Origin of the sequence: Halapricum hydrolyticum, assembly GCF_025517535.1 — an archaeon.
In the GTDB taxonomy this organism is placed as follows: domain Archaea; phylum Halobacteriota; class Halobacteria; order Halobacteriales; family Haloarculaceae; genus Halapricum; species Halapricum hydrolyticum.
Genome location: NZ_JAOPKC010000001.1, coordinates 240,837 through 262,357, shown reverse-complemented (window position 1 = coordinate 262,357; position 21,521 = coordinate 240,837). Strand labels below are relative to the sequence as shown.

At 63.3% G+C, this 21,521-nt stretch carries 25 protein-coding genes, 1 tRNA gene and 2 pseudogenes; 11 read left to right on the top strand and 17 right to left on the bottom strand.

What is annotated here, in order from left to right; all coding sequences use genetic code 11:
* Window positions 1–93: 93 nt before the first annotated feature.
* The gene (locus OB916_RS01325; RefSeq protein WP_315907473.1) at window positions 94–684 is read left to right on the top strand and encodes a 50S ribosomal protein L15e; all 591 of its coding nucleotides are present in this window, start codon (window positions 94–96) and stop codon (window positions 682–684) included.
* Between the two features lie 136 nt (window positions 685–820).
* Here OB916_RS01325 and OB916_RS01320 read toward each other — a convergent pair whose 3' ends face one another.
* Entirely contained in the window at window positions 821–955 is a 135-nt protein-coding gene (locus tag OB916_RS01320) for a DUF7128 family protein (RefSeq protein ID WP_315907472.1), read from the bottom strand.
* 130 nt (window positions 956–1,085) lie between these two features.
* Between OB916_RS01320 and OB916_RS01315 the strand changes: the two genes are divergently transcribed.
* Window positions 1,086–1,157, top strand: a tRNA-His gene (locus OB916_RS01315).
* Between the two features lie 271 nt (window positions 1,158–1,428).
* Window positions 1,429–2,307, top strand: coding sequence for a site-specific integrase (locus tag OB916_RS01310; protein WP_315907471.1), 879 nt, complete (start codon window positions 1,429–1,431; stop codon window positions 2,305–2,307).
* Here the strand turns inward: OB916_RS01310 and OB916_RS01305 are convergent.
* Together OB916_RS01305 and OB916_RS01300 are read right to left on the bottom strand one after the other, a co-directional pair.
* A pseudogene (locus tag OB916_RS01305) lies at window positions 2,293–2,496 on the bottom strand (IS6 family transposase); the annotation flags it as partial. The gene OB916_RS01310 and the pseudogene OB916_RS01305 sit on opposite strands and share 15 nt — an antisense overlap.
* A 295-nt stretch (window positions 2,497–2,791) precedes the next feature.
* Window positions 2,792–3,559, bottom strand: coding sequence for a CPBP family intramembrane glutamic endopeptidase (locus OB916_RS01300; protein WP_315907469.1), 768 nt, complete (start codon window positions 3,557–3,559; stop codon window positions 2,792–2,794).
* Between the two features lie 870 nt (window positions 3,560–4,429).
* On the opposite strand from OB916_RS01300, the pseudogene OB916_RS01295 reads away from it, so the two are divergent.
* Window positions 4,430–4,570: pseudogene (locus tag OB916_RS01295) on the top strand (RNA-guided endonuclease TnpB family protein); the annotation flags it as partial.
* Between the two features lie 211 nt (window positions 4,571–4,781).
* A complete protein-coding gene (locus tag OB916_RS01290) occupies window positions 4,782–5,102 on the top strand; it encodes a hypothetical protein (protein ID WP_315907468.1) in 321 nt (106 codons plus the stop codon).
* Window positions 5,103–5,233: 131 nt separating this feature from the next.
* On the opposite strand, the gene OB916_RS01285 is transcribed toward OB916_RS01290, so the two are convergent.
* From OB916_RS01285 to OB916_RS01275, 3 genes are all read right to left on the bottom strand, one after another.
* Window positions 5,234–5,404, bottom strand: a complete 171-nt coding sequence (locus OB916_RS01285; protein WP_315907467.1) for a pyridoxamine 5'-phosphate oxidase family protein — start codon at window positions 5,402–5,404, stop codon at window positions 5,234–5,236.
* Window positions 5,405–5,572: 168 nt separating this feature from the next.
* Window positions 5,573–7,405, bottom strand: coding sequence for a ribosome biogenesis/translation initiation ATPase RLI (locus tag OB916_RS01280; RefSeq protein WP_315907466.1), 1,833 nt, complete (start codon window positions 7,403–7,405; stop codon window positions 5,573–5,575).
* 14 nt (window positions 7,406–7,419) lie between these two features.
* Window positions 7,420–7,722 carry an EMC6-like membrane protein gene (locus OB916_RS01275; protein ID WP_315907465.1) on the bottom strand — a complete coding sequence of 101 codons (303 nt, stop codon included), beginning with the start codon at window positions 7,720–7,722 and terminating at the stop codon, window positions 7,420–7,422.
* Between the two features lie 399 nt (window positions 7,723–8,121).
* Between OB916_RS01275 and OB916_RS01270 the strand changes: the two genes are divergently transcribed.
* A complete protein-coding gene (locus OB916_RS01270; RefSeq protein WP_315907464.1) occupies window positions 8,122–8,388 on the top strand; it encodes an ArsR family transcriptional regulator in 267 nt (88 codons plus the stop codon).
* 5 nt (window positions 8,389–8,393) lie between these two features.
* Here OB916_RS01270 and OB916_RS01265 read toward each other — a convergent pair whose 3' ends face one another.
* Both OB916_RS01265 and cdd read right to left on the bottom strand, forming a co-directional pair.
* Window positions 8,394–9,224, bottom strand: coding sequence for a nucleoside phosphorylase (locus OB916_RS01265; RefSeq protein WP_315907463.1), 831 nt, complete (start codon window positions 9,222–9,224; stop codon window positions 8,394–8,396).
* A complete protein-coding gene (gene cdd, locus OB916_RS01260) occupies window positions 9,221–9,610 on the bottom strand; it encodes a cytidine deaminase (RefSeq protein WP_315907462.1) in 390 nt (129 codons plus the stop codon). The genes OB916_RS01265 and cdd overlap by 4 nt, the downstream gene beginning before the upstream one ends.
* A 223-nt stretch (window positions 9,611–9,833) precedes the next feature.
* Between cdd and OB916_RS01255 the strand changes: the two genes are divergently transcribed.
* Entirely contained in the window at window positions 9,834–10,592 is a 759-nt protein-coding gene (locus OB916_RS01255) for a DUF5673 domain-containing protein (protein WP_315907461.1), read from the top strand.
* On the opposite strand, the gene OB916_RS01250 is transcribed toward OB916_RS01255, so the two are convergent.
* The 6 genes from OB916_RS01250 to OB916_RS01225 all read right to left on the bottom strand — a co-directional run bounded on the left by OB916_RS01250 (window position 10,583) and on the right by OB916_RS01225 (window position 15,644).
* On the bottom strand, window positions 10,583–11,947 hold the full coding sequence (locus OB916_RS01250) for a phosphomannomutase (RefSeq protein ID WP_315907460.1): 1,365 nt from the start codon (window positions 11,945–11,947) through the stop codon (window positions 10,583–10,585). The two genes, OB916_RS01255 and OB916_RS01250, sit on opposite strands and share 10 nt — an antisense overlap.
* A gap of 98 nt (window positions 11,948–12,045) precedes the next feature.
* Entirely contained in the window at window positions 12,046–12,768 is a 723-nt protein-coding gene (psmB, locus tag OB916_RS01245; protein WP_315907459.1) for an archaeal proteasome endopeptidase complex subunit beta, read from the bottom strand.
* Between the two features lie 71 nt (window positions 12,769–12,839).
* Window positions 12,840–13,448 (bottom strand): CDP-alcohol phosphatidyltransferase family protein, encoded by a 609-nt coding sequence (locus OB916_RS01240; protein WP_315907458.1) that lies wholly within the window; start codon window positions 13,446–13,448, stop codon window positions 12,840–12,842.
* Between the two features lie 54 nt (window positions 13,449–13,502).
* The gene (locus OB916_RS01235) at window positions 13,503–14,009 is read right to left on the bottom strand and encodes an adenylate kinase family protein (RefSeq protein WP_315907457.1); all 507 of its coding nucleotides are present in this window, start codon (window positions 14,007–14,009) and stop codon (window positions 13,503–13,505) included.
* Window positions 14,010–14,015: 6 nt separating this feature from the next.
* Window positions 14,016–15,098, bottom strand: coding sequence for a histidinol-phosphate transaminase (hisC, locus tag OB916_RS01230; protein WP_315907456.1), 1,083 nt, complete (start codon window positions 15,096–15,098; stop codon window positions 14,016–14,018).
* Window positions 15,099–15,245: 147 nt separating this feature from the next.
* Window positions 15,246–15,644: a hypothetical protein gene (locus tag OB916_RS01225; RefSeq protein WP_315907455.1), complete on the bottom strand. Its 399-nt coding sequence runs from the start codon at window positions 15,642–15,644 to the stop codon at window positions 15,246–15,248.
* Window positions 15,645–15,796: 152 nt separating this feature from the next.
* On the opposite strand from OB916_RS01225, the gene OB916_RS01220 reads away from it, so the two are divergent.
* The 3 genes from OB916_RS01220 to OB916_RS01210 all read left to right on the top strand — a co-directional run bounded on the left by OB916_RS01220 (window position 15,797) and on the right by OB916_RS01210 (window position 17,947).
* Window positions 15,797–16,432, top strand: coding sequence for a chemotaxis protein CheC (locus OB916_RS01220; protein ID WP_315907454.1), 636 nt, complete (start codon window positions 15,797–15,799; stop codon window positions 16,430–16,432).
* Window positions 16,433–16,479: 47 nt separating this feature from the next.
* On the top strand, window positions 16,480–16,935 hold the full coding sequence (locus OB916_RS01215; protein ID WP_315907453.1) for a transporter: 456 nt from the start codon (window positions 16,480–16,482) through the stop codon (window positions 16,933–16,935).
* 142 nt (window positions 16,936–17,077) lie between these two features.
* Window positions 17,078–17,947, top strand: coding sequence for a universal stress protein (locus tag OB916_RS01210; protein ID WP_315907452.1), 870 nt, complete (start codon window positions 17,078–17,080; stop codon window positions 17,945–17,947).
* Window positions 17,948–18,037: 90 nt separating this feature from the next.
* Here the strand turns inward: OB916_RS01210 and OB916_RS01205 are convergent, their stop codons facing one another.
* Together OB916_RS01205 and OB916_RS01200 are read right to left on the bottom strand one after the other, a co-directional pair.
* Window positions 18,038–19,621: a GMC family oxidoreductase gene (locus tag OB916_RS01205; protein WP_315907451.1), complete on the bottom strand. Its 1,584-nt coding sequence runs from the start codon at window positions 19,619–19,621 to the stop codon at window positions 18,038–18,040.
* Between the two features lie 56 nt (window positions 19,622–19,677).
* On the bottom strand, window positions 19,678–20,406 hold the full coding sequence (locus OB916_RS01200; RefSeq protein WP_315907450.1) for a fumarylacetoacetate hydrolase family protein: 729 nt from the start codon (window positions 20,404–20,406) through the stop codon (window positions 19,678–19,680).
* Window positions 20,407–20,480: 74 nt separating this feature from the next.
* On the opposite strand from OB916_RS01200, the gene OB916_RS01195 reads away from it, so the two are divergent.
* Window positions 20,481–21,080, top strand: a complete 600-nt coding sequence (locus tag OB916_RS01195; RefSeq protein WP_315907449.1) for a DUF6663 family protein — start codon at window positions 20,481–20,483, stop codon at window positions 21,078–21,080.
* A gap of 30 nt (window positions 21,081–21,110) precedes the next feature.
* Here the strand turns inward: OB916_RS01195 and OB916_RS01190 are convergent, their stop codons facing one another.
* Entirely contained in the window at window positions 21,111–21,521 is a 411-nt protein-coding gene (locus tag OB916_RS01190; RefSeq protein ID WP_315907448.1) for a universal stress protein, read from the bottom strand.

Genomic DNA, 21,521 nt, shown 5'->3' with positions numbered 1-21,521 from the left:
CTGCCGCCGTCGGTCACGTCGAGTGATCGATGCGTCGCAGGCTGGAATGTGGTCGGGCGACCGACTGAACCACTCGACGCCCGCGGTGAAACCATGGCAAAGAGCTTCTACTCACACATTCGGGACGCCTGGAAAGATCCGGGCGACGGCAAAGTCGCGGAACTGCAGTGGCAGCGCATGCAGGAGTGGCGCGATCAGGGCGCGATCGAGCGGATCGAGCGCCCGACGCGTCTGGACAAGGCCCGATCGCTGGGCTACAAAGCGAAGCAGGGCATCGTCCTCGTGCGCGTCAGCGTCCGCAAGGGCAGCGCCCGCAAGGTTCGACACAAGGCCGGGCGACGCTCGAAACGACAGGGCGTCACCCGGATCACGCGCCGCAAGAACCTCCAGCGCGTCGCCGAGGAGCGCGCGACTCGCAAGTATCGCAATCTGCGCGTGCTCAACTCCTACTGGGTCGGTGAAGACGGCAGCCAGAAGTGGTTCGAAGTCATCCTGGTCGATCCGAACCACCCGGCGATCGAGAACGACGACGACCTCAACTGGATCTGCGACGACGCCCACGACGACCGCGCGCTGCGCGGGCTGACCAGTGCCGGCCAGTCCAACCGTGGTCTCCAGCAGAAGGGCAAAGGGACCGAGCACACGCGTCCCTCGAACAACAGCGGCAAAGGTCGCGGCAAGTAATACTGCCGACTGTACGTTCGTGGAGATTTCCGCCACACCGGGTGGCGAAATCCTGCCGAAATGTTACGGCCGACAGTATAACGACCGCGCAGCTTCTACCGTTCGACGACCGAATAGCGGCGCGCGCGTCCTGCGATCACTGGATGTACGACGGGTCCTCCGCGTCACAGTTCTGTTCGTGCTGTTTGGCGTCCGACCGGTTGTCGAACAGCATCTCGCATTCCTCGCACTGATACCACGTCTCGCCGTCTTTTTCGGTCGTGGTTACCATGTCTGTATGTGTGTCGTGATACCGTATAGAGGTTTCTCCCGTCAGAAATCGCGTGACGGAATAGCGCACCCGAACGGGAACGTAACCTATATCAATCGCACTCCGGCTACATTGGGATGCCCAACGCGTGTCCGGGTTGGGGTAGTGGTTATCCTCCAGCCTTGTGGAGGCTGGGACGCGGGTTCGATTCTCGCACCCGGACCTTTCTGGCGACGAACAGACGTGAGGAGCCGAAAGTCCGCAGAGAATCGAACCACGCGAGACGAGCGAAGCGAGTCTCGCAGTCGGGTTCGATTCTCGCACCCGGTCTCCCAATTCCTTCGATTATCACAGATTCAGAGCCTCTGAAGAGGGTTCTGTATTCTGGCGTTCACCCGAGGTTAGTCACCCCCAGAAAAGACTGGGACGTAATCTGAGCCGCCATCCCGCCGCCGTTTGCGGTCACCCCCCAAACTGTCAGGGCTAATAAAAATATGACAATCGAAAAACTACCAGACTGCGTGCCGGTCGTCCACGATTCGGCCCATTCGGAGTTAGATATGCTACAGATGCGAGAGTACCGCGACCACCGACTCGAAGTGCTCTCGTGGCTGTGGCAGGAAGGGAAAGACCCAGACCGAGCCGAGGGATACAGCGACATCGTCGTCGAAAACACATCCTACAGGCTCTCGAAGATCTACCGCTGGATCTGGGAGAACGAGGGATACACGACGGTGCTGAACCACGACCACGCCGACGCCATCGTCGAGAAACTGCGCACGCGTGGCACCGCCGACGAAAATAAGAGCCAGTACGTCAAGGCCCTGCAACGCTACTTCGGGTGGCGGGCCCACGAAAAGGGCGCGGAGGAGTGGGAACCCGAAGAGACGTTCTCGCCGGGTCAGCAGACTCACCACGCACGAGACTACTTCACCCTCGACGAGCGCAAGTTGCTGCGGAACGCGACGCTGAACTACGCGTCGTTGCCGAACTACAACGACGCGACGCCGGAAGAGCGCGATCGGTGGAAGATTTATCTCGCCCAGCGCCTCGAAAAGCCGAAGAACGAAGTGACCCCCGAAGACTGGGAGGATGCGGTCAGCTGGAAGCTCCCTAGTATCGTTGCTGTCAGCCTTGATGGCGGATTACGTCCCGTCGAGGTCAGGCGGGCTCGCGTCCAGTGGGTAGACTTGCAGAACGCCGTGCTGCGGATCCCGAAAGAAGAAGACAGCAAGGCGACTGGCGGCGGCGAAAACTGGACGGTCAGCCTCCGCGAGGACACCACGCAGAAACTCGAGTGGTGGCTGGCCGAGCGCGCGGCACGCCCGAAATACGACAGTCACGACGAACTCATCGCGTTAAGTTTGGCGTGAGTTGTGGTAGACGGCGAAGGCTTCGAGCCAATTTTCAGCTGTCTCTAGCTCGACATGGCTGAAACTATTGGCAAACGATGATGTTCTGCGTTCTACTTCCCAGAAGACACGTTTTGTCGCCGTCGGTAACAGGCTCACGTGCAAGATTTCGCTCATTTCGGGATCGACAGCGCCGTACAGCCAGAACTCCTGGCCGTGCAGGCGGATCATCTTCTCATCCACTGCAAGTTGATCCGCAGTGACCGTCGAAATCGGCTGGAGATCGGCTTTGTGAACCCACTTATGGATCGCCACATGACTCCGCTCGACTCCCAAATCATCGAACTGATGACTGGCATATGTCTTGCATGGCTATTCTGACAGAGACTAGGTAGGTCGATAGCGCCTGTGCAAGATGGAGGGCGCATATTCAGCAACTCGGTCCTCTATCCAGTTTATTTGTCAGAATGAGGTGGCCAATACGGCCTGTTCTGGACAGAGTCTCTCATAACTCCCAGCTTGTTGTCTCTGCCAGCGGCGATTGGACTCCCCATCCGCGAAGCGATTCGGGACTCCAGCCAGCTACGAGGACCACCGCGACGAGGGCGTAGCCCGAGAGGATAAACGGATACATCTCGGGTGCAAATCCCATCAACTCGCCGGTCATATTTCCCAATGCGTGGAACATCAGTACTGCCAGAATGCTTCGACGGGTATTGTTGTAGACCCAGACCAGAATGATGGTATCGAGCACCAGCATCGGTACGAACCACGACAGTTCCGGCTCGAAGGTCGTATTGGCGTAGTACCCGGAAAAGAGAACAAAGGGCGCGTGCCAGATTGCCCACGCCGTTCCGTTGATAGTTCCAGCAACGAGCGCACTCCAGCGTTCTTGCAACCGGTCGAGCCAGTACCCGCGTAGCCCGATCTCTTCGACGACAGGGAAAACAAAGGCAAACGCGACGAGCGAGAAGAGTGCTACTGGATCGAACAAGCGATCAGTCGAAATGAACTCCAGGGGCTCCGCCGTGACCCCGAACAACAGCGCTCCACCCGCCAGCAAGAGATTGAAAAGTGGCCAGTACAGGACAATGACGAGCCACCAGCGTGGCTCAATCCGTCCGACTTCGATCAGTCGCGTGCCGAGGTCCCTGAGGCCCTCCCAACCCCGAGTGAGCCAAGCCAACAGCAAGCCCGCCAACAGTGGACTCAGACCACCGACAAGAAACAGTCCGACATTGGGGAACGACCAAACTGACTCGTCTGAGACCACAATCGGAGCCCAGAATAGAAATGCCCACCCCAAATAGAGGATCGGAAATCCCCAGGGCGTAGCGGCGTGTGCTACATGTCCGAGACGGCCGGCCTGACGATGCCGATGCTCACCACTCATTGATGGCCATTGGTTGGATGGGTTAATGCTGTTACTGGCTATTCCCATTATCTGATAACTCTCTATCCCGGTGGCCGATCTCTCTGTTCGAATGCCGTGCTGAACTCACGCTCTATATTCAGCAGGGCGGAACTGACAGCAGTTGAGGGTTTCAACGAAGCAAATCCATCCTGTCGCAGATGACTCCCCGGTCAGGTTTGCCGCAGGTAGTTCAATAAGCCGTTTCTCTCCGTCAGCAAATACAGTCGTGTGCCCGGCCGGAGAGCGCCGGGACGTTGTCGTGCATACACTCGGCGTATGCCAGCATCGCTTCGGCCTGCTCCGCAGCTGCACGCTCCTGTTGTAGTACATCCCGTTGCGGTAGTTCTGTCAGAGTTCGATCAGTTCGTCTTTCGTTGCCCTGGAGAACACGCCAGCCTGCACCCCGTACTCGAACGTTTCCTCGTGGTTCATCAGATCCTCTGTCTTTGCCAGCCCTCGGTCGATCACGTAGAACTGTACGTCCGCTCGAGCGCTGCGAACTACCCTCGACTACCAGCGAAGGGGGAAGGAGACGTGCAATCCTATGGACTGTTCACTGTCAGTGTTCATATACACTATGAGTGTCCGATAAGGTGGAAAAATTCCCTCTCGAGTCATCCCGCCGGCACCGCTACGTCGACCGAAATGCAGTCGGTGACCGTCTATCGGGCAGGTTCGTGGAAGCAGTCGCCCGCGTGGGAGACGACCTAACATAATCAAGTGCCTCATTTAGGAGTGAGTCACTCCGAAGGAACGCCTGTGGAGACTGCGCTCCCTGCGGACACTGCGGTTGTGTCTGCAAAGCGCGTCGTGGAAGCAGGAAGCCCCTGCCTCAAGGAACGAGCGGCTACGCCGCGAGTGAGTAGGTAGGGGTAGTTCACCTGGATTATGACAACAGCACAGTAGGAGAATAGCAAACTAGTCACCAATGTCAGATGCGGGGAAACGGTAGTACGATGGGCGATCTGGTGTCAGAGGCACAAGGTGCCACACCCGTTCCCCCACATAAGCAAGTACGGTACGTACATAAAAAATAATTATGTATATATACGTATTTGTCTCTGTAGCTAAAAACCACACGATGACAACACCCTCCATCAACTCACGAGGTGAGTTTGAGTTGACTTCTTCTATTTTCTGCCATCAAATTTGCTGTCTCCCGATAGTTACGATTACTTATAGTTTTGCCAACTACTTTGGGTCGCGTTTTGAGTTCCCCGAGAGCTTTGTCAACGATGAGTTGGCTGGTGTTTTTGACGTGGTTCGCGTTATCCACGACAACTGGTTTGATGTCTTCCCAGTCCCAGTCGTGTCAGTCGAGGCGGTTGGTTTCGTTGCGGATGCGTCGGGCTTCGAGACACCCACGTTGCAGGTCGTCGCCACTCCCCGTGTGAATGTCTAAACCGAATGATAGCGTTTGGGTGAGTTTGGACGACTGCACTGGATTTCAATATGGTTCGTTTCCTGTTGAATGTTTGTGTTTTTGGCGCGCTTCATCCACGGGCACGGTGGCCCGTGGTACTCGCGCTGCTTTCATTTATAGAGCGTTGAATCTCCGTCGTAGCCGAACGACATCGGAAGAATATACGGGAGATCGTCGGTCGAGAATGCAAGTATGCCGGTTCCTTCTTCCTCCAGGAGAGTCCTCATCTGGTTCTCAGTCACCGAGACTGCGGTCGACTCCCCGAATGAACCATTGGGCATAGAGACCAATGTGCACTGGGCTCTGATAAGGCTACTGTCGGTTAGAAGCACGTTGTCACGGACTGCACGCATCCTCTGTGCCGCCCATCTCAGATCCAATATATAATATGAATTCTCTAGAAGCGCACTAGCCTATGACACCTGTTATGTCTGGGTCAGATGCCGCGGTCACTCGGGTGCATAGTAGTACTCGCCGGCCTGTTTCTGCTCGCGGTCGAGGTTGCTCCCGGGCTTGTTGATCCGCGGGCGGCCGGTGCGCTCGTCCCGACGGAAGGTAACGTCGAGGTTCGCGAGGAACTCGTTCATCCCCTCGCGCATCCCCTGTGGCTCGGACGCGTAACCGCGTTCGGCCGGTTCGCCGTCGAAGACCAGCAGCCGATCGGACAGCAGATCGATCATGTAGATGTCGTGGTCGATGACCATCGCCGTGGCGTCGTGGTTCTCGGCGTACCGGCGGATCGCGGAGGTCGCCAGCACGCGCTGTTCGACGTCCAGGTGTGCGGAGGGTTCGTCCAGCAGATAGAGGTCGGCGTCCTTCGAGAGGCAGGCCGCGATCGCGACGCGCTGGCGCTCCCCGCCGGAGAGATCAGTGAGACTCTGTTCCATGATTCGCTCCAGCTGCAGCGGCTGTGCGATCTCGGTGTTCCAGTAGGAGCTGCCGAACTCGTCGGTGATCGAAGAGAGGAACGCGTCGACGCGCATCGGCTGGTCGATCTCGATGTACTGGGGTTTGTAGGCGATGTCGAGCCGCGCGTCGATCTCGCCCTCGTCGGGTTCGAGTCTGCCCGCGAGCAACTTCGCGAAAGTCGATTTCCCGATCCCGTTGGGGCCGACGACACCCAGGACTTCGCCCTCGCGGATCTCGCCGCCGGTGACCGACAGCGAGAACTCGCCTTCGCCGTAGCTCTTCGCCAGAGCCGGATACTCGACGACGGCCTCGCCACCGGCGACCGACCGCGGGGCGTGTTGCTCGAACGTGATCGCGTCCTGGCGGATCCGCATGTTCTCGTTCTCCAGATAGCCCTTGAGGTACTCGTTGATCCCGTTTTTCGTCGATTTGGGATCTGTGATAACACCGAACGCACCGGGCCCACCGTAGGCGACGTGCAGGGCGTCCGCAAGCAGATCCAGGATCGCCAGGTCGTGCTCGACGACGAGCATCGATCGGTCGCCCTCCTCGGCCAGTTCCTGGATGATCCGGGCGGCAGTCATTCGCTGGCCGATATCGAGATAGGGAGTGATCTCGTCGAGGAAGTAGAAGTCGGCGTCCCGTGCCAGCGCCGCGACGAGGGCGACGCGCTGGAGCTCCCCGCCGGAGAGCGTCTCGATGTCCTGATCGACGACCGGTCCGATCCCGACCCGCTCGATCAGCGCGTCGAGTTCGCCCCGCTCGTCGGTTCGTTCGAGCAACTGGCGGGTCGTGCCGTCGAACTGATCGGGGATCTGATCCACGTACTGGGGCTTGCGAGCGACGGTTACCTCGCCGTCGATCAGTGCCTCCAGATAGTCCTGCAGGGCGGTTCCGCGGTACTCTTCGAGGACGGCGTCCCAGCCGGGATCGGCGTTGTACTCGCCGAGGTTCGGCGTGAGTTCGTCGGCCAGGATGTGGACAGCCGTCGTCTTCCCGATTCCGTTCGGTCCCAGGATGCCGGTCACGCGCCCTTCACCGGGGGCGGGCAAGCCGTACAGGGCGAAGGCGTTCTCGCCGTAGCGGTGGATCGGCTCGTCCTCGAGTTCCTGGGGGAGGTTGATGATCTCGATGGCATCGAACGGGCACTTCTCGACGCAGATGCCACAGGTCTCGCCCAGACAGATCTCTTCGGAGATGCGAACCTGGTCGGGTTCGCCCTCGAACGGTTCGTCTTCTTCGTATGTGTCGCCGCGCTTGACGATGCACTCCTTGCCCGTCCGGTTGGGCGGACAGAAGTTCATGCACTCGTAGTTGCAGCGGTCGGGCTGGCAACGGTCAAGATCGACGACGGCGATGCTATCATCAGCCATTGTGGGTCACCCGGTCAGACGGCCGAGGCAGTGAGAATCAGCGTCCAGGAGACGAACCACAGCGAGAACGTCATAAACGCGACGTAGAGGTAGTCCTTCGTGCTGAAATCCTGTACGTCGACGCCCAGGGCCTGCAGGATCGGGATCTGAACTGCGATCGCACCCAGCACGACGAACACGTTGATCCGTCCCGAGGGAGACGCCCCGAGGCCGTACTCGGAGACCAGTGCTGCGATGATCCCCATCAGGGAGGCCAGCGTGGTCACTGTCACGCTACGGACGTGACCGGTCAACCCGTCGGCCGTCTCGGTAGCCATACCTCACTGTCGGCTACCCGAACTAAAAAGCCGTTCGTTACGGGTCGGCTCATACGGACTGCCGTCGGTCTACTCCGCATCGACCACACGCGTGGGGCGGAGCACTGACCTCTCCAACAACTGAAGTCGTGGGCTTTCGCGCTGTTCCCGCTCTAAATCGTTACAGCAGTCCGTAGCAGGCACAGCCGTCCGATATCAGGACTCCGAATCCCTCGTTCTCGATGGCTGGGATCGTCACTTCGAGAACCGCTTCGAACGGACCGTCGAGAAGGAGTGACCTGCGGCTCCATGCGGCGATTTGATACGAACAGCCTCGATCGCGGGGAACCGAAACCGCGATCTCAACACCGGAATCCATTGCCTCAATATTTATACGGGACGGGGCCCTGATTTCACTTAATGACAGAATCCGACGGGGAGGATATCACGGATCTGCCGCCGAGTGCGAAGCTCGTATTCAAGGTTCTCGAATACAAGGGACCACTCACACAGAAGGGGATCGTCGAGGAATCGATGCTCTCGGCCCGGACAGTCCGGTATGCCCTCGAGCGACTCGAGGAAGTCGGCGTCGTCGAGGAGGACGTCTACTTCGCTGACGCCCGACAGAACCTCTACGAACTGACCATCGATGACGCCGACAAGTCGGAACAGGCACTCTCTGACTGATTTTCTTACAGGTCGTCGATCTGCAATCCCGGGTGCCAGTGGCTCGCTCCCGCTCTGTCGGCCGTCGCGTCCATCTCCGCGAGAATCGAGACGGCTTCGGTAGCAGTCGCCGCGGCCTTTCGCTCGCCGGCCGTGCGGAACTCGCCCGTGGTTCGATTGGCGTAGACCGTACAGACCGCGCCCGCCCGGAGTCCGTACAGCGACGCGAGCGTCAGGATCGAGCTGGCTTCCATCTCGAAGTTGAGCACGTTCGCCCCCTGTAATTCCGCGACCAGTTCGTCGCTGCCCCGTGCCTCGAACCCCTCGAATCCGGGACGTCCCTGTCCCGCGTAAAAAGAGTCCGTCGAGCAGGTCAGTCCGACGTGATACTCGTAGTCCAGTCGCTCGGCGGCGGCGATCAGTGCCGAGACGACGGCGTGATCGGCAACGGCGGGGTAATCCTCGCGGACGTACTCGTCGCTGGTTCCCTCCTGGCGGACCGCGCCCGTCGTGATCACGAGGTCGCCGACCTCGACCCCGGGCTGGATCGAGCCACAGGAGCCGACGCGGATCAGCGTCTCGCTGCCGACGCGCGCGAGTTCCTCGACCGCGATCGCAGCCGAGGGGCTCCCGATCCCCGTCGAGGTGACCGAGATCGGCGTCCCGTCGTAGGTCCCGGTCGCCGTCCGGTACTCGCGGTGGTCGGCGACCACCGCTGCGTCGTCCCAGCCGTCGGTGATTTTCGAGACACGCTCGGGGTTGCCCGGCAGGAGCACGCTGTCGGCGACGTCGTCGGGCGTCACTTCGAGGTGGTACTGCTCGCCGTCATTGGGGTCCTCGGCAGGGTCGGAAGTCATCGGTCCAGGTGGGCCGCAGTGATCGTGTTCGGGAGCAACTCGCCGAGCGTGTACGTGCTGTGCTCGCCGTCGCCCTCGTCGCAGTAGATCGCGAGGTCGTCGTCACAGAACTCCGCCAGGGTCTGGCGACACATCCCGCAGGGAGTCACGCCGTCGCGTTCGCTCGAGGCCACGGCGACCGCGCCGAACTCGCGGTGGCCGGCCTCGACCGCCTTGCTGATCGCCAATTCCTCGGCGTGAACGCTGTTGGAGTAGTTCGCGTTCTCGATATTGCAGCCAGTGAAGACGGTCCCGTCGGCCGTCCGGATTGCCGCGCCGACTCGGTACTCCGAGTAGGGTGCGTAGGAAGTGTCTATCGCCTCGCGTGCGCGTTCCAGCAGTTCCATATCCCCTCCCTCGTTGCCGGCCGGCAAATACGCTGGGGGCCACGCCTCACTTTGGCCCTGGTTGCTGATACTGCCGGCTGTACCATTGCGAAATGATTCGCCACCCCGAGGTGGCGAATATCTGTACGAACGTACAGCCGGCAGTATGACGATACAGCGCTGCCGGCCGACGCTACTCGTTCCACTAGTTTTTCCTTCCAACGCGCCATCGAGCACGACAAGGATGAAGCGGTTCGCCCTCCGGATCGCACTGATGGCGTACGCGGCGCTCCTGATCGGGCCCGTCGGGTCGCTGTTGCCGGGCAACGAGTGGGCGATGCTCGTAGCCGGGGGCGGCGTCGGTGCAGTCGCCGGGATGGTCACAACGGACGTCCGTGACCCGACGGCGTTCGTCAGCACGGCCCCTCGGGGAATCGCAGGCATCCTCGTCCCGCTGGCGTGGCTCGGGCCGGCGATCGTCCGTGCCGAGTCGGTCGTCTCGCTGTTCGTCAGTCCGTGGTTCGTCGGTGCGCTGGCCGTGCTCGTCTGGATCGTCGCCCTCCTGCTCGGCCACGAAATCCGCCAGGAGCAACTGCAAGAGCGTCTGCTGCCAGTCGCCACCTTCGAGGCAGGGCCGCCCGAGACGGTTCGTCGACAGACGAGATACGCCGTCGACGTCTTGCTCGCCGCGACGGCTGTTATCGTCGTCGGAACGGCAGTGCTGGGCGACGACGTCGAACTCACGACGTACGTCTGGCTTCCGGCGCTGCTCCCGGTATGGCTCAGTCTGTTCAGCGAGCAAAAACAGTCCGTCGAGATTACCGACGAGGGGGTTTTCGCCCAGGGCACGCTCCACGAGTGGGAGACGGTCGACGGCTACGAGCGCGACGGCGACGCGCTCCGGCTAACGCGGACCGACTGGTACCGATCGACGATACAGTTCGACGTCGAACACATCGACGACGTCGACGCGGTGACGGACGCGCTCGATCGCTATCTTTGAGTGACGTCCGCCACCGCTTCTTCGACGGCCGACTGCACGTCCGCGAGCATCTCCTCGACGTCCTCGCTCTCGACGTAGACCCGGACGTACGGTTCGGTCCCGCTCGGTCGGACCAGCGTCCAGGACCCGTCCGGGAACGACAGGCGTACGCCGTACTCGAGCGAGACTTCGGCATCGGGAAAGGCCTCGGGCAACCGCGTTTCGAGACGGTCCATCACTGCCGACTTGTGCTCGTCCGGACAGCGCACTGGATCCTTTCGATAGGGGCGCTCGGTGACCGGTTCGCGCAGCGCGTCGAGACCGCTTTCGGCGACGAGACGGGCGAACACGGCTGCGCTGGCCACGCCGTCGATCCACCCGCCGAGTTCGGGATGGACGTGCTTCCAGGGCTCGGCGGCGAAGACGATCGCCGTCTCGTCGGTGGCTGCAGCCCGGATCTCGGCGATACCCTCGTGAAGAACGCCGAGACCCGTACGCTCGGTACGGCCACCGACAGCTTCGACCCGCTCGTCGATCCGCTCGGACGCGTTCGGCGTCGTCAACACGACCGGATCGGCGGCGTCGCTCTCCCTGACGTAGTGTTCGGCCAAGATGGCCAGCACCGTGTCCTCGTGGACGATCTCGCCGTCACCGTCTACGATCACGATGCGATCGGCGTCGCCGTCGTGGCCGATCCCCAGGTCGACGGCGCCGTGCTCGGCCACGAAGTCACATAGCCCGGTCAGCGTCTCGGGCGTCGGTTTGCTCCCCCGGGCGTCGAAGTGGCTGTCGACGTTCGCGTTCAGCGCCCGCACGTCCGCCCCGAGTTCGCGCAGCACCTGTGGCGTCGCGAGCGAGGCCATCCCGTTCCCGCAATCGATTGTCACTCGGAGCCCCTCCAGCGGTGCGCCGTGCTCGCGTGCGTAGTCGGTGATCGTTTCGCGGTAGACCCCGAGCACGTCCGCGCGGTCGGCACTCGCCCAGTCGGCCCAGTCTGCCGGCTCGACGCCGGCCTCGACGCGTCGCTCGATCCGAGCCTCGGCGTCGCCGTCGAACTCGACGCCGTCGACGAACAGCTTGATCCCGTTGTCTTCGGGCGGGTTGTGGCTGGCCGTGAGCATGACGCCGTGCTGTCCGCGCGACGCCAACGCGAGCGTCGGCGTCGGGACTGTCCCGAGTCTGCGGACGCGAGTGCCAGCCGATTCGACGCCGGCCTCGACGGCCGCGGCCAGCGCACTCCCGGACTGGCGGCCGTCACGGCCGACGACAACTGTCTCCGCCTCGCGGCCGACGGCCCGGCCGACCGACAGCGCCAGCTCCGGCGTGACAGTCTCCTTGACGGGACCGCGTATCCCGGCCGTTCCGAACAGATCCATATCCGTGGTTGCTTTGCCGACGATAAATAGGCTGTCGGCTGCAGCGTGTCATCTGTCGGCTGAAGCGCGGCAGAAATCGGGCGTCGAAACGCGGAGGGCTAGATGTCGTAGTCGTCGTAAGTCGTGATGTCGACGCCTGCCTCGGTGACCTCGGCGACGCAGAGCCCGTTTCCGGAGCCGGTGTCGCGCTCGGCGGCAGCCTCGATCGAGACAGCGGCGACTTCGGTGGCCTCCTCGATGCTCATGTCGGGTTCGTAGCGGTCCTCGAGAGTCCCGTAGGCGACGGTCAGTCCGGAGCCGGTGACGGTGTAGTCGTCTTCCATGACACCGCCGGCGGGATCGATGCTGAAGACGTGGCTGCCCGTCTCGTCGATCCCACCCAGGATCGGGTTGATCGCGAAGAACGGGCCACCGCGTGCGAAGTTGCCCGCGAGCGTCGAGAGCGCCTGCATGCTCATGTCCTGGCCACGGCGCGCCTCGTAGAGGTTGACCTCCGCGCGGAGCGTCCGGATGAACGACTGGGCGCCGCCGACACTCCCGACGAGGGTGAGCGCGGCAGTCGGGTGGATCTGTTCGACCTTCTGGACGCTCTTGTTCGAGACGAAGCGCCCGCCGAGACTGGCCCGGCGGTCGGTCGCGACGACGACGCCTTCCTCGGTCGCGATGCCGATAGTCGTCGTACCGGTCTTGTTGACTGTTTCCTCGTCACGGTCGCTGCTGGGAAGCGACCCGAGCTGCGGCTCGTAGGGCGACTCCAGCTGTCGACCGCCGGGCTGCTGGCGGTGCTGCGAGAACGCGGGTCCCGCGTGTGGGTCGTGCATACCCGACGGCTACTGGCCCGGCGTTGATAAAGGCTCCCGTTATGGTCGCTCTGGCTCTCCAGCGAACGCGGTCACCGCAGGTCGCCCATCGCGTAGTAGAACCGCTGGAGTGCGGTGAGGTGGCCCACAACCGCGAAGACAATCAGCAGCCAGCCGACGATAGTGAACCCCTGAATCGGATCGGTGACGACGACCGCGAGCGCGCCGACGACGCCGATCAGCGCGAGTCGGTCGGCCCGCCCCAGGAGACCGCCGTAGACCCGGTCGAGACCGACTGCCTGTGCCTGCGTCCCGAGATAGGAGGTCATCAACACACCCGTCACTGCGGCCAGGCCGAGATCGTACCGACCGATGCCGGCCGCGAGACCGGCGATGATCAGGATGTCGGCGTATCGATCGAGGACGTGATCCAGCAGGTCGCCGGCTTCGGAGGCGACCTCAAGCCGGCGGGCGAGCGCGCCGTCGAGCAGGTCGAGCCAGCCGTTGACGAACACGAGCAGCGCGCCGACGCCGTACAACAGCGGTTCGTCCCCGCCGAGATAGAACGCGCCCGCCGCGAGGCCGGCCACGACGATCGCGAGGACGCTCACGCCGTTGGGGGTGAGGCCGAGCCTCGCTGCAGCGGTCACGAACGGTTCGAGCGCGCGATCGGCGAGCGAGCGGTATTTATCCAGTGTCATCGTGGTCTGTGTCGATTATCCGGCGTCATGGTGATCGATGAAGGCGGTCCAGCGTCATAGGTAATCGGTGTAATCGACGGTGCCGGCGCTCGGTTCGCGCTCGCCGGCGATCACGGCGTCGATTTCGGCCGCGACCGCCTCTGGCGAGCGGTCGGTCGTCTCGATCTCGTAGACGTTGTCTTCCCCGTGATTCTGGACGGCGTGGCCCAAAATCACGTCTAGCGCCTCGCTCTCGGCGTTTTCCCGGGCCGACTCGGCCGACTCGCCGCGCTCGCGCAGCCGGCGCTCGATCACCTCGGGCGCACACCGCAGGACGATCACCCTGTCTGCGTCGAACTCGTGGGCGAGATGAGATTCGACGACGACGTTCTCGCGGTCATCGAGCCACGACTCGACGGCGTCCAGATCGGCGATCCGGGTGTCGCGCTCGTCGTCGTGGCCGGTCGTCAGCCCCTGCTCGCGGATGACCTCGTTGAGGTGGATCACCTCGAAGTCGGACGCAAGCAGTTCCGTCGCGGTCGTCTTGCCCGTTCCGGGCGTCCCGGTGACGGCGACTCTCACACGCGATCACCTCTGGACATCCGCGAGCACCTCGTTGATCGTCTCGACGGCCTGGCGCGTCTCCGAGCGCGTGCCCGTCGTGACGCGGATGCACTCCGGGAGCCCGAAACTCGTACAGTCTCGAACGATCACGCCCTCCCGCTGGCAGGCGTCGGCCACGGCCGAGGCGTCGCCGACCTCCACGAGGACGAAGTTCCCGCCGCTCTCCCAGGTCTCGGCCTCCAGATTCTCACGCAAGTACTCGCGGCCCCAGCGCGCGGTCTCGATCGTCTCCTCGAGGAACGCCTCGTCATCGAGGGCGGCCAGCCCGGCCCGGCAGGCGATCTCGCTGGCGGCGAAGGGCGTGTTCACGCGGGCGTAGGCGTCGCCCCACTCTTCGGGGGTGATCGCATAGCCGAGACGGATCCCGGCCAGTCCGTAGGCCTTCGAGAACGAGTGGAGCAGCGCCACGTCGTCGCGCTCGCGGACGAGGTCGATCTTGCTCGCGCGCTCGGTGAACGCCTCGTAGGCCTCGTCGACGACGACCAGCGTCTGCTCGTCGGTCTCCTCGGCGATCTGTTCGACCTCGTCGATCGTGACCTCGGAGCCGGTCGGGTTGTGCGGGCTCGTCAGGTAGACGATCCGGTGGCCGTCGTACGCGTCCAGCACGCGCTCGGGCGACTGATGGAAGTCCTCGGCCTTCGAGAGCTCGAACGTCTCGACTCGCCCGTGGTGGTACTTCGCGCTCATCCCGTGGTACGTGAAGTCCGGATCGGGCACGAGAACGGCCTGGCCGGGTTCGAGCAGGGCACGCGAGAGGTAATCGAGCGCCCCGTCGCCGCCGTTGGCCAGCCAGATCTGTTCGTCGCTGACTCCCCACCTGTCGGCGAGTTTCGCGATCAGATCGGTATGTGAGGACTTCGGATAGTAGTGGACGTCTTCGGCGACGTCACGGATCGCGTCGACGGCCTTCGGGGACGGCCCGAGGGAGTTCTCGTTCGAGGAGAGCTTGATCAGTTCGTCCGGGTCCAGTCCCAGCTCCCGGGCGACTTCTTCGATCCCTCGCCCCGCCCGATAGACGGAGTGCATCGAGAGGTCCCGTGGTTCCATACTCGGGGAAAGCGGACGGCGGGCCTTAAGCGTGCCCAAGCAGGCTGCACGTATCGGCAGTGCTCGCCATACTGCCGGCTGTACCATTGCGAAATGATTCGCCACCCCGAGGTGGCGAATATCTGTACGGACTCACAGTCGGCAGTATCAGGCTGTGTGTGACTCTGGCCGGTGTCCACGACCGAGCAGCCAGTACGCGACGGGCAGCGAACCCGCAAAGACGATCGGCCACACCAGAAGTTGTGTGAGGGGATCGGGTGGCGCGACCAACGAGGCGATAACGAACCCCCCGAGACCGGCGACCGCGACCGCTGCAGCGTAGCGTTCTCGGCGTGATCGCGGTCGTGTGCGGTCACGGTGACGCCGCCACCAGAACGCGTAGTACAGCAGTATGACCCCCGGCGGGATCGATGCAAATACGGCCCACAGGATCGGATGCGAGCTGTCGTGTGCCCGGGCGTCGAGCGCGACCCACGTCCCGACCGCGATCAAGACAGCGAAAAAGAGGAGCAGGCCGGGAAGGACTACCAGGCCAGCAGGGTCCATACGTCTCGTCACAGTTCGAGCGATTGTAACGTTTCTGCACCGGTGCGGACTGCAGTCACGAGTTCCAGGGGCAGTCGCCTCCGTCAGGCGTTTCGCCAGCCGCGCCCTGACCGAAACGACTACGACGCCCGGCCCTGACCCTCAGGTAGGGAATGCCACTGTTGATCGACATCCGGAAACTCCGGATCATTAATACGCTGATGAAACGCGGGACCGAGAACGTCACGCGATCGCTGTCGTCGCTTGCGGACGTGGACGCGAACGTCGAGATCAAGAGCCTCTCGTTCGTCGAACCGAGCGACATCGCTGCCGAGATCGGTACCGACGAGATCTACAGCGCGTCGATCGACTTGCGCGAACCGCCATACGGCGTCTTCCTGCTCACGTTTCCGCCCGAGACGGCCGTCGAGATTGCGACGCTGATGACCGGCTCACCCGTCGAAGACGGATTCAATCGCCTCCAGAAAAGCGCCCTCCAGGAGATGTGCAACATCCTCACCTCGGGGTTCATCGACGGGATCGCGAACACGCTCGGGACGACCATCGACATGGAGACGCCGGAGTTGCAATACTCAAACGGCGACGTCGTCGCCGAGAAGACGCTCTCACACGTCCGAACGGACGCGCTGTCGATCGTCCTCGATTCGATGATCGACGTGGCCGACGAGGACGCCGCGTTCAAGATCCGGATCTTTCTGGTCCCCGATCCCGGCTCGTTCGTCAACCTGCTCGATCACCTCAGCGTCGATGAGATCTCCGACCGGGCCGAGTCCGCAGGCGAGTTGTAGAACTTCGATCCTTCACATTCAAGGGCGCGCCGCCCTCGAACGCGAATATGGATCCTGAACTCGCCGGGCTGTACGCGCTGCATACGCTGTTTGCCGGCCTCTGGACCGGCGGTGTCGTCTTCGTGATGTGGGCGGTCCTGCCCGTGGCTCGTGACGGCGGCCTCGACGCCGACCCGCTCGGCTCGATCACGAGACGGGTGAAGCGGCTCTCACGGGTCAGTGCCGTCCTGCTGGCGCTGACCGGCGTCCGGATGGCGATGGTGCTCGATTACACCGAGACGGCAGTGCTCTTCGAGACGACTCGCGGGTATCTCCTCGTCGGGATGATCGCCCTCTGGCTGGTCTTGATGGGGCTCGTCGAAGTCGGCGCGAGCAAGCTGGCCGACGGGACCGGACGGCGGAAGGTGCGGGAACCGGCCCGGAACGCTCGACCGTTCTTCCTCGGGGCGACGGTCGTCGCCGCGCTGTTGCTCGTCGACGCCGGCCTGCTCGCCGCCGTGTGAGGGCGCATACGGATCACCGCCGTCTTTTTCAGGCCCGACTGTACGGCGCGGACGACCGTTTTCCGGTATAACAGCCACGACTGGCGGGAATCCCAGGCCGGATTTGAAACAACTTATATAGCTGTATTCGAGACTGAGACCAATGAGCGTCAATTCGGACGAGTGTCCGTGGCCGCAGACACTCGATCACAGAGACATGGAGTGGCCGTCGGAGAACCAGCGTCTGCTGGTTCCGTTCCGCGAGGCCGCCAACCAGACGGAGACGAGCCTGCTCGGGGCCAGTATCGCGTTCGGAACGGATGGTGAGCTGTATCTGCTCCACGCCGTCGAGGCCGACAGCAATCCCGACCCGGACGAACTCCGGCGTGACGCGGAGACGAGGTTGGCGATCGAACAGCAGTTTCCGGTCCCGATCGTCGAGCGTCGCGAGGAGTTTTCGCCCGGACTCTTGGACACGTTCGTCGATGCCTGCTCGATAACCAGCGTCCTCGTCGACACGGAAGAGGTGAGCTTCTTCAGCCGGAACGGATCCGACCAGGCCGACGGGCTGGACTGCCACACGCTCGTCGGGACGGGCATGGACGAGTTCGAGTCGCCGTCGACAATCCTCGTGCCGGTCGATCGGGGGCCGCACTCCGGAATCGCGACCCGGATCGCCGAGGCGATCGCGACCGCGTACGGCAGCCGCGTCGACCTGTTTCACGTGATTCCCGAAGACGCCTCCGAAGACCGGAAAGACGACGCGACGAAACTGCTCGACGCGTACAGCTACCGGATCGACGATCGGATCGACGTCGAGTATCACGTGCTGCGCGACGCCGACCCGGCAGCGGCGATCATCGATCAGTCCCAACAGCACGATCTGACGGTGCTCGGCGCACCCGAGAAGGGGAAACTCAGGCGGTTTCTCTTCGGATCGACGGCGGATAGCGTCGTGGAAGGCGGGGATGGCGAGCCCGTCCTGGTCGCCCATCGAAACGGCACAGAGTCGCTGATCTCCCGCTGGTTCTGACCGCCGTCGGATTGCGGACTTCCCGACGTGGCCGCGCAGCGTCAGCTGCGGACTGGAACACTCGTCGGGCAGGAACCCCGGACGTCACAGCTATTGTTGAGACAGCGTCTCCGCGAGGTGATCGGCGACCCGCAGTGCCAGTGCTGCGATCGTCAGCGTCGGGTTCATCGCCCCCACGCTGACGAACACGCTGCTGGAGGCGATCCAGGCGTTGTCCAGATCGTGGGTCCGACACTGCGGATCGACGACGCTCGTCTCGGGATTCGCGCCCATTCGCGTGGTCCCCATGTGGTGAGCGGCCGGACCCGTCGCGTCCCGACCGACGACCCACTCGATGTCGGCGTCGAGTTCCTCGAGAATCGATCGCTGGATCTCGGTCGCCCGCCCGACCGCCTGTCGGTCGCGATCGCTGATCGACCAGTGGACCTGCGGCACGGGATTGCCGTGGTCGTCCGTGCGGGAGTGATCGAGCGTGATCCGGTTTTCCGGTCTGGCCTCCTGCTGGACGAGGCCGGCGACTTCGAGGGTGTTTCCATAGGTTTCTCGTAGCGTCTCCAGCAACTCGTCACCCCAGTGGTCGGCCGAAAGAGCGGTCCCGACGGGCGGCTGACCGGCGTAGTTCACCAGTTCGAGCTTGATCGGCGGGTGGTCGTCGCTGTCGTAGAACTGGTGGGACTCGGTCGTGATAAACTCGATGTGGTGCTGGCGGGTTCGCCGATCGATCGTGCCGCCGACGCGCGCGCCGAGGTGCTCGGTGAAGTAACGACCGACCAGTCCCGAAGAGTTCGCCAGCCCGTCCGGGTAGTGATCGCTCGCAGAGAGCAACAGCAGTCGCGGGATCTCGACGCCGCCCGCGGCGAGCACGAACTGCCGGGCTTCCTGTCGATGTTCGACTCCCTCGGGCGTCGCGTAGACGGCGGCTTCGATCCGATCCGCGCTGTGTTCGAGACGCTGGACGGGCGCGCGGTCGATCACGCGCGCCCCGTTCGCTTCGGCTTTCTCGACGTGCGCTAACGCCTCGTATTTCGCTCCGGCGGGACAGACCGGCTTGCACGTGCCAAATCCCACGCACGTGCCGCGGCCGTCGTAGTCCTCGGAGTTGCGGGCGTTCGGTGCCGAATGGGTCGCGATCTCCAGCGACTGGCAGGCCTCCGCGAAGATCGAGTCGCTGTGGGAGGGCGGGAACGCGGCCATCGGAAACGGCTCTTCGCGCCGGGGCCCGAACGGGTTGTCGTCGGCTCCGGCGACGCCAAATTCCTGCTCCGCCTGAGCGTAGTACGGCCGGAGGTCGGCGTAGTCGATCGGCCAGGGATCGCCGCCGTTTCGCCCGTCGAAATCCCGCTCGTGGAGGCGCACGACCATCCCGTGCCAGGCCAGGGTCGTTCCGCCGACGCCCTTCGTCCGAGTGTGGTTCAGCGGATAGTGGTCCGGCCCGGCGGACGTGTAGGCGTCGCGCTCGCCGCCCACGTCCCAGACCGACTGTGGTGCGTGCGATGGTCGGAGCGACTGCTCCATGCGCTCGATTCGCTGCTCGCGGTCGAACCGCGGCCCCGCTTCCAGCACGACGACGTCGTAGCCGGCCGCCGTGAGACGGTGGGCCACCAGCGCTCCGGCCGGCCCGGCCCCGACGATACAGACGTCCACACGGTCGGACGGGCGTCGATCAGTATCCATTCGCGACGTGTTTAGGCTACCCTAAATTTAGGCGTTTCCATCTCCCGGCCCCGCGTCTACCTGTCCTGTCGCACGTCGTGTTCGAGCGTGCCGATCCCCTCGATTTCGATCTCGACGTGGTCGCCGTCGGTCAGCGGGCCGACCCCCTCAGGGGTGCCAGTCGCGATCACGTCGCCTGGTTCGAGCGTCATGTAGGTCGTGATCTCGGCGATCAGATCGGGGATCGAGAAGATGAAGTGCTCGATCGAGGACGATTGGCGAACCTCCCCGTCGACCCGGAGTTCGATGGCGGCGTCGTCCGGGATCTCTTCGGTCAGGACGGGACCCATCGGGGCGGCGTTGTCGAAGGCCTTCCCGCGGACCCAGTTCTGTTCGCGGGACTGGTCGTCGCGGTTCGAGACGTCGTTGAAGCAGGTGTACCCGCGGATCACGTCCCCGGCGTTCTCGGGATCGACGTGCTTGCACTGTTCGTCGATGACCACGGCGAGTTCGGCTTCGTGTTCGATCTGCGCTTTTCCCTTCGGGAGCGTGATCGTCGAGCCGTGGCTGGCGACGGCGTTCGGCGGCTTGAGGAAGAGCAGCGGTCGGTCGGGCACGTCCTCGCCGCGCTCTGCGGCGTGTCTGGCGTAGTTGCGACCCACGCAGATGATCTTCGTCGGCTCAGCCGGTGCGAGGACGTCCACCGCTTCGAGGTCGTACGCGTCGTCGCCGAAGTGGACGTGATCGTCGTGCAAGAGCCCGTTTCGAACAGTCCCGGCAGGATCGCGGAATCGAATGTCGTCCATACCCTCGCTATCGAGCGGCCGGGCAAAAGCGTACGGGACCGACTGCTTTTATCCGTCGGGGCTGAACTGGCGATATGGACGAGGAACTGGTGGCCCGGGTGCTGCCGGGCCCCGACGAGGACGGCGACGGGGGCGAGCGAACGCTCCGGGTGTTCGATCGGGAGCGATACGAACCGATCGACGTCCGGGTCGGGGCCGACGACGCTGCCGACCTGCGACCGGGATATCTTCTCGACGCACGTCTCGACTGGTCAGAGCCCGCGCGCCTCGATGCGTTCTCGTTGCGACGGCCGACGCTGTACGCCTTCGCCGACGGGATCGATCCCGTCTTCGAGGTCGCGGCGGACCTCTGGCGGGATGCACAGGCAAAGGGGGACGGAATGAACAGCAGCGTCACCAGAAACACCGACGGTGAGGTGAACGGCGTCTGCTACGTGTTCGCTGACAGCGGGGCGGGGGACCGGTTTCGGGAGTTCCGCGAGGGGACGCGACCGCTCGAACCGCTCGTCGACCGCGTCAACGACGCCGGGTCAGCCCCGCGCGAGGCGTTCGTCCTGCGCCCGGCCGACAGTGCGTTCGTCGTCGTGACGATCGCCCTCGAGAAAGGTGGTCACTTCGCCGACACGCTCCGGGAAACGTACGACCTGGACCGTCCCGCAGAGCCACTTGCGTAGCCGATCAAAGTCCCTCTTGCGGCTCGGGAGTTACCCGGTAGTGTCCGGCACGACCGTGACGGGGACGGTCGCGGCGTCGATGACGGCCTGGGCTGCACTGCCTCGGGTTATCTCTTCGAGCAGCCCTTTCGACGTGTGGCCCATGACGATGTGCGTCACGGTCACGTCGGAGGCCAGTTCGATCACGTCCTGACCGATGCGCGGCCCGGTTCGCGCGAGCCCGTGACCGACGTATTCGAGCGAGACTGTCGCAGCGACGTCCGCGGATCGAACGCGCTCGCGGATCTCGTCGCGGATCTGCTTTGCGGTCCCGTCGGCCGTCTCCTCTTCGACCAGATGGACGATGTAGAGGTCTTCCCCGAGCGCCTGCCCGAGTTCGATCGCCGTCTGGAGCACGCGATCCCGGAGGGGGCCGCTTGCGACTGGCACCAGAATTGTCAT